Genomic DNA, 12990 nt, shown 5'->3' with positions numbered 1-12990 from the left:
GGCCCCGGAGAATCGGCGGACGAACGGACGGTGACCCCGGGGTTTTCTCTTCCGCCGGAATCCCTGAGGCGTCCGTCACAGTCCGCGCCCGCCCTCCGGGGCACCCGCGCCCGGCAGCGTCCCGTCGGCCGACAGCCTCCCGGCGGCCGCCGTCCCAGCGGCTCCGCGACCGTTGAACCGGCTCCGCCACCGGCCCTGGGCCCGTTCTACCGGCCCAGGCCCAGCTCGGCCGCCATCAGGTCGCCGGCCTGCTGCTCCAGCTGCTCGTCGGTGAGCCCGTCGTCGTCGGTGTCCGCGCCGTCCGGCACGGCCCCGATCGGACTGTCCAGCCGGACGTGGGCGATCAGCGACTGCAGCGCCCGGAGCACCGCCGAGCAGGTCGTGCCCCAGTTGGAGAGGTACGAGAACTGCCACCACCAGAGCGCCTCGCTGACCCGTCCCTCGCGGTAGTGGGTGAGGCCGTGCTGGAGCTCGCTGACCACGCCGGCCAGGTCGTCCGAGATCCGGAAGGCGTTCGGCTTCTCCGGCGGCCCGTACGGGTCGAAGACCTCGTGGTAGACGTCGATCGGCGCGAGCAGCTCGGCCAGCCGCTCGCGCAGCTGCTCGCTGTCCGGCTCCGGCCCGGTGTCGGGCTCGAAGCGGTCCTCGGGGAGGACGTCCTCGATCGCGCCGAGCCGGCCGCCGGCCAACAGCAGCTGCGAGACCTCCAGGAGGAGCAGCGAGACGGCGCTGCCGGGCTCGTCACCCTTGGCGACCTCGGTGACGGCGAGCACGAAGCTCGCCACCGAGTCCGCGATCTGCACCGCGAAGTCGTCCGGCTCCGAGCCGTGCGCATGGGTGTGCGGGGCGGGCCGGTCCTGCTGCGGGCCTGCCTGGTGGGGCGTGTGGGGCTGCTGGTTGATCGTCCGGTCAGACATCGAGCAGTCGTCTCCCTTCGAAGGCGCGACCGAGGGTGACCTCGTCCGCGTACTCCAGATCCCCGCCGACGGGCAGACCGCTCGCCAGCCGGGTCACCTTCAGGCCCATCGGCTTGCAGAGCCGGGCCAGATAGGTGGCGGTCGCCTCCCCCTCCAGGTTGGGGTCGGTGGCCAGGATCAGCTCGGTGACCGTGCCGTCCGCGAGGCGTGCCAGCAGCTCGCGGATCCGCAGATCGTCCGGGCCGACGCCCTCGATCGGGCTGATCGCGCCGCCCAGCACGTGGTACCGGCCGCGGAACTCGCGGGTGCGCTCGATCGCGACGACGTCCTTGGACTCCTCGACCACACAGATCACCGTGAGGTCGCGGCGCGGGTCGAGACAGACCCGGCACCGCTCGGCCTCCGCGACATTGCCGCAGACGGCGCAGAACCGGACCTTGTCCTTGACCTCCAGCAGCGCGTGCGCCAGCCGGCGGACATCGGTCGGGTCGGCCTGCAGGATGTGGAAGGCGATCCGCTGCGCGCTCTTGGGCCCGACGCCGGGCAGCCTGCCCAGTTCGTCGATCAGGTCCTGAACCACGCCCTCGTACACGTCGCGCCTTCCCTCAGGGGTCTGTGGTGCACCGGTTTCCCGATGTCCCGGTGCCATCATCCAACGAATCGGGCGCCGGGCACACCGCCCGACGCCCTACTCCCGCATAAATCACACAGGTCGGTTATCCGAACTTCAGACCTTCATGACTTCGGACTTCCCGCCCCGATCCGGCGATCCGACCAGGTCAGAACGGCAGGCCGGGGATGCCGCCGCCGCCCAGCCCCTGGGTCAGCGGGCCCATCCGCTCGGCCTGCAGCTTCTGCGCCGCCTGGTTCGCGTCCCGGACGGCCGCGAGGATCAGGTCGGCCAGGGTCTCGGTGTCCTCCGGGTCGACGGCGGCCGGGGCGATGGCCAGCGCCACCAGCTCACCGGCACCGGTCACGGTGGCCTCGACCAGGCCACCGCCCGCCGAACCGTTCACCTTCGTCTCGGCCAGCTCCTGCTGGGCCTGGGCGAGGTCCTGCTGCATCTTCTGCGCCTGCTTGAGCAGCTGCTGCATGTTGGGCTGGCCACCACCGGGGAACACGGCTCACTCCTTGCGTTCTGCGTCCGTCGTGCTTCGACTCGTGCATCGGTACGTGCGTTCGTGCTGGTCCGCGTGCTCCGTGCGCGCCGCCGGCCGTGCTCGGCCCCGAGCGTCGCGTACGTCGCCGCGTCGTCGTACCGAGCCTACGTGCCGCCGGAGCCGGGCGGGCGCCGGGTCGCGGGCGGGTTCGTACCCGGCCGCCGGCCGGCCCGCCGGTCAGTTGCCGCCGGTCAGTTGCCGCCGTGCCGGATCTCCTCCAGCACCGTCGCGCCCAGCTCGCGGATGATCAACTCCTGGCCGGAGAACGTCTCCTCCTTGAGCTCCGGATCGTCCTCCTCCGGGATGTCGTCCTCCAGCGCGACCGACGGCGCCGGTCGCGCGGCCGGCGGCGCCGGCTGGGCCTGCACCGGCGGGGGCACCGGCGCGGCAGGCATCGCCGGGGGCGCGGCCATCGGCGCGGGCGCCGGTACGGACGCGGGCGCAACGGCCTGCGCCGGAGGCGCGGACGCCACCGGACGCGCCGGTGGCGCACCCCAGCTGCCGGTGGAGACGCCGGAGCCGCTGGGGCTGCTGCCGCCGCCCGTGCTGCCGCCCGTGCCGCCGGAACCGCCGGACGGGTCGACGATGCACTCGATCCGCCAGTCCACGCCGAGCGCGTCCGCCAGCGCCTGGCGCAGCACGTCGTCGCTGTTGCTGCTGACGAAGCTGTCCCGCGCACCCGCGTTGATGAACGAGACCTGCAGCACGCTGCCGTCGAACCCGGCCACCTGACCGTTCTGGCTGAGCAGGATCCAGGTGAAGCGGCGGCGGTTCTTCACCGCCTCCAGGATCTGCGGCCACATCTGCCGGACCTGCCCGGCGCCCTGCTGCGCGGCGCCAGACGGCTGCCCGCCACCGGGCGCGGCGGCCGGCACCGGGGCCGGCGCGGGGGCCGGGTCCGGCTGGACGGGCGCGGGCGCCTGCTGCGCGGGCGGCGCCGCCACCGGCGCGGGTGCGCCCCCGCCCGGGGAGAAGCTGCGCGGGATCGGCCACGCGCCCGGCGCGGGCCCGGCCGGCGCCGCGGGAGCGGGGGCCGGAGCGGGCGCGGGCGCCGGCGCGGCCGCCTGGACCGGGGGGGCCTGCACCGGAGCCGTCTGCGCGGGGGCCACCTGTACGGGGGCCATCGCCACCGGGGCCGGCGGCATCGGGGCCATCACCGTCGGGGCCGTCGCCATCGGCGCGTCGTGTGCCGCCGGTGCCTGCAGCGGAGCGGCGAACCCACCGGCGGCCGCCCGGCGCTCCAGCTTGTCCAGCCGGGCCTGCAACGACAGCTCGTCGCTGTACGCGCCCGGCAGCATCACCCGGGCACAGATCAGCTCCAGCTGCAGCCTGGGCGCCGCGTTCCCGCGCATCTCGGTCAGCCCGGTGTTGACGATGTCCGCGGCCCGGCTGAGCTCGGCCGCCCCGAACGAGTCCGCCTGCGCCTGCATGACCGCGACCCGGTCCGCCGGGGCGTCGATCAGCCCCTTCTCCCCGGCGTCCGGCACCGTCGCCAGGATCACCAAGTCCCGCAGCCGCTCCAGCAGGTCCGTGACGAACCGGCGCGGGTCGTGCCCGCCCTCGACCACCCGGTCGATCACCTGGAACACCGTCGCCCCGTCCTGCGCGGCGAAGGCGTCCACCACCTCGTCCAGCAGCGCGGAGTCCGTGTACCCGAGCAGCGCGGTCGCCATCTGGTACGTCACCCCGCCCTCGGTCGCCCCCGCGAGCAGCTGGTCCATCACCGACATCGAGTCACGCACCGACCCGGCCCCGGACCGGACCACCAGCGGGAAGACGGAGTCCTCGACCTGGATCTGCTCCCGGCCGCAGACCTCCGCCAGGTAGTCACGCAGCGTGCCGGGCGGCACCAGCCGGAACGGGTAGTGGTGCGTCCGGGAGCGGATCGTCCCGATCACCTTCTCCGGCTCCGTGGTGGCGAAGATGAACTTGAGGTGCTCCGGCGGCTCCTCCACCACCTTCAGCAGCGCGTTGAAGCCGGCCGAGGTCACCATGTGCGCCTCGTCCAGGATGAAGATCTTGTACCTGCTGTGCACGGGCGCGAAGAACGCCCGCTCCCGCAGATCACGGGCGTCGTCCACACCACCGTGCGAGGCGGCGTCGATCTCGATCACGTCGATCGAACCGGGCCCGCCCGTCGCCAGGTCCCGGCAGGACTGGCACTCGCCGCACGGGGTCGGCGTCGGCCCCTGCTCGCAGTTCAGGCAGCGGGCCAGGATGCGCGCGCTCGTCGTCTTCCCGCAGCCGCGCGGGCCGCTGAACAGGTAGGCGTGGTTGACCCTGTTGTTGCGCAGGGCCTGCTGGAGCGGAGCGGTCACGTGCTCCTGCCCGATGACCTCGGCGAAAGTCTCGGGGCGATAGCGGCGGTACAGGGCTAGGGACACACCACCGACGATATCGGGACGAGCCGACAAACGCGTCGCCCCTCGACCGGGCCCCGCCCGGCCCCGGGAACGCAAAGACCCCCCGTGCACCCGCCAGAGCCCTCCTACCCTTGCTGCCTTCCGGCCCTGGGGGGGTTCAGAGAGATAACGCCACACGAGGGGCTGGCCCCCACAGTACCGGATCCACGGCCCCCACCTCCACCACCCCGCCTCCTCACCCCCACTCCACGATCCGCAGGCCACACCCCCGGACCACCCTCGACATACGTGGTCGCGACCACCCCCGAACATGTACTAAGCTCTCCCACGGAGGATTCGCCTAGAGGCCTAGGGCGCACGCTTGGAAAGCGTGTTGGGAGCAATCCCTCACGAGTTCGAATCTCGTATCCTCCGCCTCTGCCAGCCATGGCAGCACGAAGGCCCCGACCGTCCAGCGGTCGGGGCCTTCGGCGTTCCCGGTCTCATCTGCCTTCCCGGCGGCCCAGATCAGGCGGCTTCGGACCCGTCCCTGTCGGCACTGCCTGGGAGGTCTGCGTCGACAAGGCCGACACCGGCGCGCTCGGCAAGAACACCGGCGCCCCCGGAAGCCCGCTGCGGCACCGCCGTCTCCCACCCGCCCGCCCGACGAGCAGCCTGTCGACCCCGTCCAGAGAACAGTCACGGCCAAGACCGCCGCCAGCCGCGCGTACGGCAGCTGATCACACGGGCCGCAGTCGGAGGAATACAACACCTCGGACCATATGCTCTCCGCCAATCCAACAGATTATTTCGGGTCGGCGGCGCGATGTCCACCAGCAGTCGGGTCACTATGTACTCCGAGAGGTCATAGGGAAACGAAATCAGCGGACAATCGCCAGACCTCGCCCATGTGCAGCATCACCTGCCGACCGCTACAGCGGTCCACTTTGCGACAATCATCAATTCATATCCATTTCTCATCCCTTGGGTCTGGCGCCGTCGCCCTCAAGTGGCGTGTCAGGAAAAGCCGGCACAGCCACCCTTGTTACTCTGCAGACAACCAAAGATTGTCCACAAAGGATGTTGCGCACCGGTCGGCCGACAGATTTTTCCTTAGCCGAGTGCTGTCGCAGCCCGGTCGAGAGGATTCGGACAATGCACGATTATTCCCGTCGTGACCTGCTCAAAGTGACGGCGGCCGTCGGCGCCGGCGCGGTCGCCATCCCGGGGATTTCGGCCGCCGGTGCCCCGCGCGCGAGCGCCGCGAGCAAGCAGTCCGGTAGCACGAAGTCCGGTAGCACGAAGTCCGCGCCTACCGAGCTGACCGGCCGCATCGTCCACCCTGACGACCCCGGGTACGCGAAGGCGAGCCTCGGCTGGGACGAACTCTTCGTCCACTATCCGCTGGTCATCGTCTACGCCCAGAACACCCAGGACGTGGTCAACGCCCTCACCTGGGCGCGGCAGAACGACGTCGCGCTGCGGGTGCGGGCCGGCGGCCACAGCCTTGAGGGCTGGTCGAACGTGGACAACGGCATCGTGATCGACGTCAGCGAGTTGAAGTCGGCCGAGATCGACTCCGACTCCCGTATCGCGACAGTCGGCGCCGGGCTCAACCAGTTGGAGGCGGTGACCGCGCTCGCGAAGAAGGACCTCGCGGTGACCACCGGAACGGAAGGCAGCGTAGGCCTGGCCGGTGCGACGCTCGGCGGCGGTTTCGGATTCCTCACCCGCTACCTCGGCATGGCCTGCGACAGCCTGGTGGGGGCCGAGGTCGTCGTCGCGTCGGATGACGACTGCGCCAAGGTGATCCAGGCTGATCTGCGGAACAACTCGGACCTGCTCTGGGCGCTCCGTGGGGCGGGGAACGGCAACTTCGGGATCGTCACGTCACTCACCTACAAGGCGTCTCCGCTGAAGAGCGTCGCTTATGTGACGGCGACGTGGCAGGGCCTCGGCGACCTGCACGAGGTCTTCGACGCATGGCAGCACACGGCGCCGGTCGCCGACAACCGGCTCGGAACCCAGGTGGAGATCCACCGGAACCAGATCCTGCTGTTCGCCGTACTCGCGGAAGGTACGGAGGCAGAGGCGAGGGAACTGCTGGCCCCGATCCTGTCGGTCGGCACGCCTGCTGTCACGGGGCAGGTCGGCAACTGGGGCGACGTGTATTCGGGATTCCAGGTTCCGACCGCGGTCGAGCCCGCGAACTGGAAGTTCTTCTCGCAGTTCACCATGAAACCGTTCCCGGACGAGGCGATCAACGTGATCGATTCGTTCATGCGGAACGCCCCCACGGACGACAGCAACTTCTTCACCCAGGCCTTCGGCGGCGCGGTCAGGACGAGCCCCCACGGCGGCACGTCGTTCCCGCACCGCGACGCGCTCTTCTACTCCGAGCCCGGCGCCGGCTGGGGAACTCGTGGACAGTCCGGAAGCGGCGACGCGATCACCCCGATTGCCCAGGCCTGGATCGCCGAGTTCAGCCAGGCGATGCGGCCCTACGTGAACGGCGCCTACGTCAACGTGCCGAACATCGGAATGGCGGATTGGGAAACCGCCTACTGGGGTTCCAACTTCGACCGGCTGCGCAAGATCAAGGCGAAGTACGACCCCCAGAACGTCTTCCAGTACCAGCAGAGCATCCCGCCCGCGTTCTGCTGACCGACCTTCGCCCTCGGGACCCCGAAGAAGGGAGGAGTGTGGCGGGTGGGGCGTCCTTGGACCGGGACGCCGCACCCGGCCACACAGCCTCTGGGCGTCAGCCGGGGTTCCAGTGATGGCCTCAACCTCCTGGTTGCAGTTCTGGTTGCATTCATCCCCGTCCAGCACCGTTCAGAGCCTGGCTAATGAGCCACTCGGCCGCAGGTCAGGACATCTGTGACCACCGCCGGACGGCTGGACGGACAGTCGGAAAGCGTGTTGGGAGCAATCCCTCACGAGTTCGAATCTCGTATCCTCCGCCTCTGCCAGCCATGGCAGCCCGAAGGCCCCGACCCCCAGCGGTCGGGGCCTTCGGCGTTATCCGCACCTTTGCACCCAAGGGGGCCTGCAGCCTGGGCGTGCGACCCCGTCGGTGTAGGCGCCGTCGGCTTGGGGCGGGGTTCACGCCCAATCCGCTCAGTCCGCTCGGCACGCCGGGCTCACCAGAGGGCAGGCACCAGAAGGGGGTGGGCCCTGAGCCTCAATGACTTGACTTCGGAATGTATTCCGAAGTAACGTCTTGGCATGTCGACTCTCACCGTCTCGTTCTCTGACTTGTCGAAGAACTCCAAACGGGTCGCTGACACCGTGGAGCGGGCCCAGCGCGTCCACGTCTCGCGCCGCGACGGCGAGGATCTCTACCTCACGACCGAGCGGCACGACCGCCAACGCGAGGAGACCGCCGATGTCACCGCGCGCCTGTTCGCGGCCCTGATCAGCAGCGATGAGGGCGCGCGGGCTGTACTTCTCGCTCTCCCCACCGTCTTTCCGTGGACCCGGCACCTGTCCGCCGAGGAGGTGCGGGAGTTCGTCGTCGACCTCGTGGACAGTACGCGCGACACCGTGGAGTTGGATGTGCATGCCAACCTCCACCGCGTCATCGTCGAGTGGCGCGCCACCGCCAGGATCCTGGCGGACCCCGAACTGACCACGCAGCTCACCGCAGCTCTCCCTGGCGAGGACCATGGCGAGGTGTCCGTACCGTGAGTCCCAAGCGAGGCGACGATGTCGCACCACCGCCCGTCGGCGACGAGTGGCGGCTCCGCTTCGCTACGAGCGAGGCGGCCAAAGGCTGGGGGGATCTCTGCGCCGAGGCAGCCGGGAACTCCCGCCGCTGCTTCGAGGCCCTGCGCACCAACCCGCTCTCGATGAGCGATCCGGATCGACAGCACCGGCTACGCGGGCGCCTCGCCAACCGCGACCTCGGTGGCGACGAGCTCCCCCAGTGGGAGTACGAGGTGACCGCCGGCGGGCGGGTGCGCTACCTGGTCGACGAGGCCAAGCGGACTGTCCACCTCGTATATGCCTCCACTCGGCATCCGAAGGACACTGACTGCTAGCGGCAGGACTCTGGGAGCGAAATCCTGCACCAGGACCGCGGTCTCGGTCCTGGTCTCGTTCGTGAGGGTTCGGTCAGGTTCAACGATCCTTCCCACAGCCGCTCTACCCAAGGTCAGGACCTACGCGGACCCAGCTGAACAGCTCCCAGCGGAATTGGACAGCGTGTTGGGAGCAATCCCTCACGAGTTCGAATCTCGTATCCTCCGCCTCTGTCAGCCATGGCAGCCCGAAGGGCAGGATCACGACGGGCTGCGCGGTGGGCCGCAACGAGGACGTCGCGGATCCGCGCGGCCCAGGTGAGTGCGTCACCGAGGTCCGGTGGGCCATCGCCGATCAGGTGATCCAGGCTCCGGCCGTCAAGGAGTTCCGTCACGAGGTGGGCGACCGGGCAGCCCTCCGGATCGGCTGCCGACGTCGTGGACGGTGACGACGAGGCGGCCGCGCGCACACATCCGGCCGATGGGCCCGGCGTCATGCCGGGCCCATCGGTCGTTCTGCTGCACCGAACGCCCTCGGCGGGGTTCAGCGGCACAGGGCGGTGTCCACGGCGCGTTCGAGAGTCCTCCGGCTCACCTCGTCGGTGAGCTGCGTGGTGACCGCGACGGCGGCGGCGCGGCCGTCGTCGGTGACACCGCCCCGGGTCTCGTACCCCGGAAAGCTGCCGCCGTGGCCCCAGGAGAGGCCGCCGCAGGGCAGCGGCCTGCTGACGAGTCCGAGTCCGTAGCGGGCACCGGGGCCGAAGGTCGCTTCGGCGGGGACGGTGGAGCGCATCTGGGCGAGCTGGGCCGGGGGCAGGAGGCGGCCGGCGAGGAGCGCGGTGTAGAAGCGGTTGAGGTCGGAGTTGGTGGAGACCAGCTGGCCCGCCGCCCAGCCCCAGGAGGGGTCGATCTCCGTGATGTCGCGCAGCGGCGCGTCCGCCGATTCCCGGTAGTAGCCATGGGGGTGGGGCTCCCGGATGCTCGCGTCGCCGGGGGCGGGGAAGTAGGTGTGGCGCAGCCCGACGCGCTTGATGACGCGCCGGTCCATCTCCTCGGCCAGGGGGCGGCCGGTGACCTTCTGGACGATCAGCCCGGCGAGCACGTAGTTGGTGTTGCTGTACTTCCAACTCGTCCCGGGGGCGAAGTCGGCCGGGTACCGGAGGGCTGTGGCGAGCAGTTCGCGAGGGGTGTAGTAGCGGACGTCGTCCCCGAGGTGGTCGGTGTAGTTGGGGAGTCCACTGGTCTGCTGGAGGAGCCGGCGGACGGTGACGCGGCGCCCGTCGATCCCCTTCCCTCGGACGAGGCCGGGCAGGTAGGTGTCGACGGAGGCGTCCAGGTCCACCCTCCGCTCCGCGACGAGTTGGAGGACGACGACCGCGACGAAGGTCTTGGTGTTGCTGCCGACCCGCACCTGCCCGTCGACGGGGACCGGTGCGCCGGTGGCCAGGTCTCCGACTCCTGCGGTGTAGGTCCGGGTGCGGCCGTTCCGATCCTGGACGCTCGCCAGCGCGGCGGGCATCCCGTCGTCGCGCACCAGCGCGTCCAGGCTCTGCTGGACGGCGTCCGGCCTGGTGGCGAAGGCCTGGGGCGCCGACAGAACGCCCGGCGCCATCACGCCGATGGTCAGCGCGGCTGCGGCCGACAGGGCCCGTCGCCGCCGAAGTCCTTGCCGTGTCTGTCCACGCATGAGTCAACTCCTGGGAGATTGCTGGATCTTCGTTCGGGTCCCCCGGGCAGGGGTGGCGTGCCTCAGCCGCACAGGGCCCTGTCCACGGCGTCCTTCACGTGCTGCGTGGCCGCCTCGTCCGTCGGGATGGTGGTGACCGCGACGTTGGCGGCGCGGCCGTCGTCGGTGACACCGCCCCGGGTCTCGTACCCCGGGATGTCGCCGCCGTGGCCCCAGTAGACGCCGCCGCAGGACAACGGCCTGCTCGTGAGCCCCAGCCCGTAGCGGAGGCCCGAGGTCCCGGCGGGGACGGTCGTGCGCATCTCGGCGAGCTGGGCCGCCGGGAGGAGGCGGCCGGCGAGGAGCGCGGTGTAGAAGCGGTTGAGGTCGGCGTTGGTGGAGATCAACTGGCCTGCCGCCCAGCCTGCGGAGGGGTCCAGCTCCGTGAAGTCGCGCAGCGGTCCGTCCTCCGGGTTGCGGTGGTAGCCCTGGGGGTGCGGCTCTCGGATGGTCGTCTCGCCGGGGGCGGGGAAGTAGGTGTGGCGCAGCCCGACGCGCTTGATGACGCGCCGGTCCATCTCCTCGGCCAGGGGGCGGCCGGTGACCTTCTGGACGATCAGCCCGGCGAGCACGTAGTTGGTGTTGCTGTACCCCCACGTCGTCCCCGGAGCGGCGTCGGCCTTGTCACGGAGGGCGATGTCGAGCAGCTCGCGGGGCTCGAAGTACCGGGTCCTGATCTCGTCGTCGTCGACGTGGATGCCGTAGTCGGGGAGTCCGCTGGTGTGCTGGAGGAGCTGGCGGACGGTGATGCGGCGCCCGTCGATCCCCTCTCCGCGGACGAGGCCGGGCAGGTAGGTGTCGACGGTGGCGTCGAGGCCGATCTTCCCTTCGCCGACCAGTTGCAGGACCACGACCGCCGTGAACGCCTTGGTGTTGCTGCCGATCCGTACCTGGCCGTCCCTGGGCACCTTCGAGCCGGTGCTCAGGTCGCCGACTCCCGCGGTGTAGGTGCGGGTGCGGCCGTTCCGGTCCTGAACGCTCGCCAGCGCGGCGGGCATCCCGTCGTCGCGCACCAGCGCGTCCAGGGCCTGCTGGACGGCGTCCGGCCTGGCGGCGGCGGCAGCGGAGACGGCGGAATCGGAGGCGAAGGCGGCGGGCGGGGCGAGGGCGCCCAGCGTCATGACGCCGATGGCCACCGCGGCCGCGGCCGACACGGCTCCTCGCCGCCTGCCGCCCTGCTGCCGGGTCGAGGAACGAAGGCCGTGCCGGGTCTGAGTACGCATGAGTCAACTCCTGGGGAATCGTTTGGTCGGGGCACGATCCTGGTTTCCAGGGCCCTCCGACCGCATCGCGGGAAGGCGGGAGAAATCGCTCCCCCGATCGGGGGAGGCCGCTGGTGGGCTGCCCGGCGATAGTGGCAACCATGATCAGGGGAATTCGGCCGCTGCTGCGCGGCTCCACGTATTCGGGTGTGCTGTTCGCCTATTGCGGCGTGCCGGCGAGCCTTCCGCTGCTGCCTCTCGCCCTGGTGCCGGCGCTGTCGTGGCGATCCGCTCCCGAGAGCGTGCAGATCGTCCTGGTCCTGCTGCTCTGGGCGGTACTGGTCGGCGCGGTCGGACTGGCCCGCCCCGTACGGCGGGCGCTGGTCGTGTCCGCCCGCCGGCTGCTGCGGGTGCCGCTGCCGAATCCGGTGGCCGGTCGCCGGACCTCTGGTTCGCTCGGCCTCGACCGCTGGCGGACCCCGCTCTGGCTGGTGCTGCACGTGGCCGTCGGGTGGACGGGGGCGCTGGCGAGCGGGGTGCTGTTCATCATGGGCCTCTCCCTGCCGGGGAACTGGCTCGGCGGCGAGGCGCGGGCGAGCCTGTTCGGCACGTCGGTCCGGGTGTCGGGCGGGTGGGGCTGGGTGGTGGCGGCCGCGTGCGTCCTGCTGGCGGTGGCCGTCTGCGTACTCGTGACGAAGGCCCTGCGGTGGTCGGCGCCACGGCTGTTGGGCCCGTCGGCGGCCGAGCGGCTCGCGCTGGCTGCCGAGCGGGAGCTGCTGCTGGCCGAACGCAACCGGATCGCTCACGAGTTGCACGACTCGATCGGGCACACGCTGACGGCGGCCACCATCCAGGCGGCGGTGGCGGGCGAGGTGCTCTCCGCCGACCCGGCGGCGGCGCGGGCCGCCATGCGCAGCATCGAGGAGTCGACGCGGGCCGCGCTGGAGGACCTGGACTACGTGCTGGGCGTGCTGCGCGAGGAACAGTCGGGGACGGCGCCGACCCGGACCCTGGCCGACCTGCCCGAACTGCTGGACCGCCTGCGGCACGCGGGGGCGGTGGTGGAACCGGAGCTGTCGGGCGAACCGGCGCAGGTGCGGGGGACGCTCTCCCGGGCGGCGTACCGAATCCTCCAGGAGGGGCTGACGAACGCGCTGCGCCACGGGGCGGGTGGCCCGATCGTGGTCCGGGTGGCGGCCGGGCCGGACGGACTGGACCTCACGGTGGTCAACCGGACCGGGGCGCGGACGGGCCCGGGCCCGGGGGCCTTCCCGACCTCCGGCCACGGTCTGCCCGGACTCGCCGAGCGCGTCCGGCTGCTGAACGGTGAGTTCCAGGCCGGCCCGGACGGGACGCAGCACTGGCGGCTGGCCGTCCGGCTGCCGGTACCGCTCTCGGCGTGAGTGGATCCGACGCGGGCGAAGGGCAACTGTCGCTCGGCCGGCACCAGCACGAGCGCTGCGAGGGTTGCGCCTCTGGTGGCGTTCGCCCCCGTTCGGCGGCGCCCGGATCCCGGCGACCGTTCCGCTCCGCCGCACGCCGGCGGAAGGCCCGGACCGCACCTTGGGTTCTCGTGGGCTCCGTGGGGATTCCGGGCTCGGGCGGCGTCCTCGCCGTGGCG

Annotated in this window: 10 protein-coding genes, 1 tRNA gene and 1 other RNA gene; 5 read left to right on the top strand and 7 right to left on the bottom strand. The window is 71.1% G+C overall.

Going from position 1 to position 12990, the window contains the following annotated elements; genetic code table 11:
• Window positions 1-206: 206 nt before the first annotated feature.
• The 5 genes from ACIQTO_RS01695 to ffs all read right to left on the bottom strand — a co-directional run bounded on the left by ACIQTO_RS01695 (window position 207) and on the right by ffs (window position 4625).
• Entirely contained in the window at window positions 207-917 is a 711-nt protein-coding gene (locus ACIQTO_RS01695; protein WP_380578152.1) for a DUF5063 domain-containing protein, read from the bottom strand.
• Window positions 910-1509, bottom strand: coding sequence for a recombination mediator RecR (recR, locus tag ACIQTO_RS01690; protein WP_402381446.1), 600 nt, complete (start codon window positions 1507-1509; stop codon window positions 910-912). Before recR ends, ACIQTO_RS01695 begins: the two co-directional genes overlap by 8 nt.
• A gap of 187 nt (window positions 1510-1696) precedes the next feature.
• A complete protein-coding gene (locus ACIQTO_RS01685) occupies window positions 1697-2038 on the bottom strand; it encodes a YbaB/EbfC family nucleoid-associated protein (protein WP_329488611.1) in 342 nt (113 codons plus the stop codon).
• Window positions 2039-2268: 230 nt separating this feature from the next.
• Complete coding sequence (locus ACIQTO_RS01680) at window positions 2269-4461, bottom strand: DNA polymerase III subunit gamma and tau (RefSeq protein WP_402381442.1); 2193 nt, start codon at window positions 4459-4461, stop codon at window positions 2269-2271.
• A 73-nt stretch (window positions 4462-4534) separates the two neighbouring features.
• An RNA gene (ffs, locus tag ACIQTO_RS01675) (signal recognition particle sRNA small type) lies at window positions 4535-4625 on the bottom strand.
• Window positions 4626-4769: 144 nt separating this feature from the next.
• On the opposite strand from ffs, the gene ACIQTO_RS01670 reads away from it, so the two are divergent.
• The 4 genes from ACIQTO_RS01670 (at window position 4770) to ACIQTO_RS01655 (ending at window position 8462) form a co-directional block, all read left to right on the top strand.
• Window positions 4770-4854: transfer RNA gene (locus ACIQTO_RS01670), tRNA-Ser, on the top strand.
• A gap of 720 nt (window positions 4855-5574) precedes the next feature.
• Window positions 5575-7083, top strand: a complete 1509-nt coding sequence (locus ACIQTO_RS01665; protein WP_402381439.1) for an FAD-binding oxidoreductase — start codon at window positions 5575-5577, stop codon at window positions 7081-7083.
• 564 nt (window positions 7084-7647) lie between these two features.
• Window positions 7648-8109 (top strand): prevent-host-death family protein, encoded by a 462-nt coding sequence (locus ACIQTO_RS01660; protein ID WP_402381436.1) that lies wholly within the window; start codon window positions 7648-7650, stop codon window positions 8107-8109.
• Window positions 8106-8462, top strand: a complete 357-nt coding sequence (locus ACIQTO_RS01655; RefSeq protein WP_402381434.1) for a hypothetical protein — start codon at window positions 8106-8108, stop codon at window positions 8460-8462. Before ACIQTO_RS01660 ends, ACIQTO_RS01655 begins: the two co-directional genes overlap by 4 nt.
• A 523-nt stretch (window positions 8463-8985) precedes the next feature.
• On the opposite strand, the gene ACIQTO_RS01650 is transcribed toward ACIQTO_RS01655, so the two are convergent.
• Complete coding sequence (locus tag ACIQTO_RS01650) at window positions 8986-10128, bottom strand: serine hydrolase domain-containing protein (protein WP_402381431.1); 1143 nt, start codon at window positions 10126-10128, stop codon at window positions 8986-8988.
• Between the two features lie 62 nt (window positions 10129-10190).
• On the bottom strand, window positions 10191-11390 hold the full coding sequence (locus ACIQTO_RS01645) for a serine hydrolase domain-containing protein (RefSeq protein ID WP_402381428.1): 1200 nt from the start codon (window positions 11388-11390) through the stop codon (window positions 10191-10193).
• 140 nt (window positions 11391-11530) lie between these two features.
• Here ACIQTO_RS01645 and ACIQTO_RS01640 point away from each other — a divergent pair, with 140 nt between their 5' ends.
• Entirely contained in the window at window positions 11531-12772 is a 1242-nt protein-coding gene (locus ACIQTO_RS01640) for a sensor histidine kinase (protein ID WP_402381425.1), read from the top strand.
• Window positions 12773-12990 lie beyond the last annotated feature (218 nt).

Source organism: Kitasatospora sp. NPDC091207 (assembly GCF_044768625.1).
Lineage (GTDB): Bacteria > Actinomycetota > Actinomycetes > Streptomycetales > Streptomycetaceae > Kitasatospora.
Note: the sequence above shows the minus strand (reverse complement) of the source record. Positions and strands in the feature narration are given on the sequence as shown.

Excerpts from the sequence above, each read along its gene's own strand:
- ACIQTO_RS01640 (WP_402381425.1), top strand. The coding sequence starts at position 11,531 with ATGATCAGGGGAATTCGGCCGCTGCTGCGCGGCTCCACGTATTCGGGT.
- ACIQTO_RS01695 (WP_380578152.1), bottom strand. The coding sequence starts at position 917 with ATGTCTGACCGGACGATCAACCAGCAGCCCCACACGCCCCACCAGGCA.
- ACIQTO_RS01665 (WP_402381439.1), top strand. The coding sequence starts at position 5,575 with ATGCACGATTATTCCCGTCGTGACCTGCTCAAAGTGACGGCGGCCGTC.
- ACIQTO_RS01645 (WP_402381428.1), bottom strand. The coding sequence starts at position 11,390 with ATGCGTACTCAGACCCGGCACGGCCTTCGTTCCTCGACCCGGCAGCAG.
- ACIQTO_RS01650 (WP_402381431.1), bottom strand. The coding sequence starts at position 10,128 with ATGCGTGGACAGACACGGCAAGGACTTCGGCGGCGACGGGCCCTGTCG.
- ACIQTO_RS01660 (WP_402381436.1), top strand. The coding sequence starts at position 7,648 with ATGTCGACTCTCACCGTCTCGTTCTCTGACTTGTCGAAGAACTCCAAA.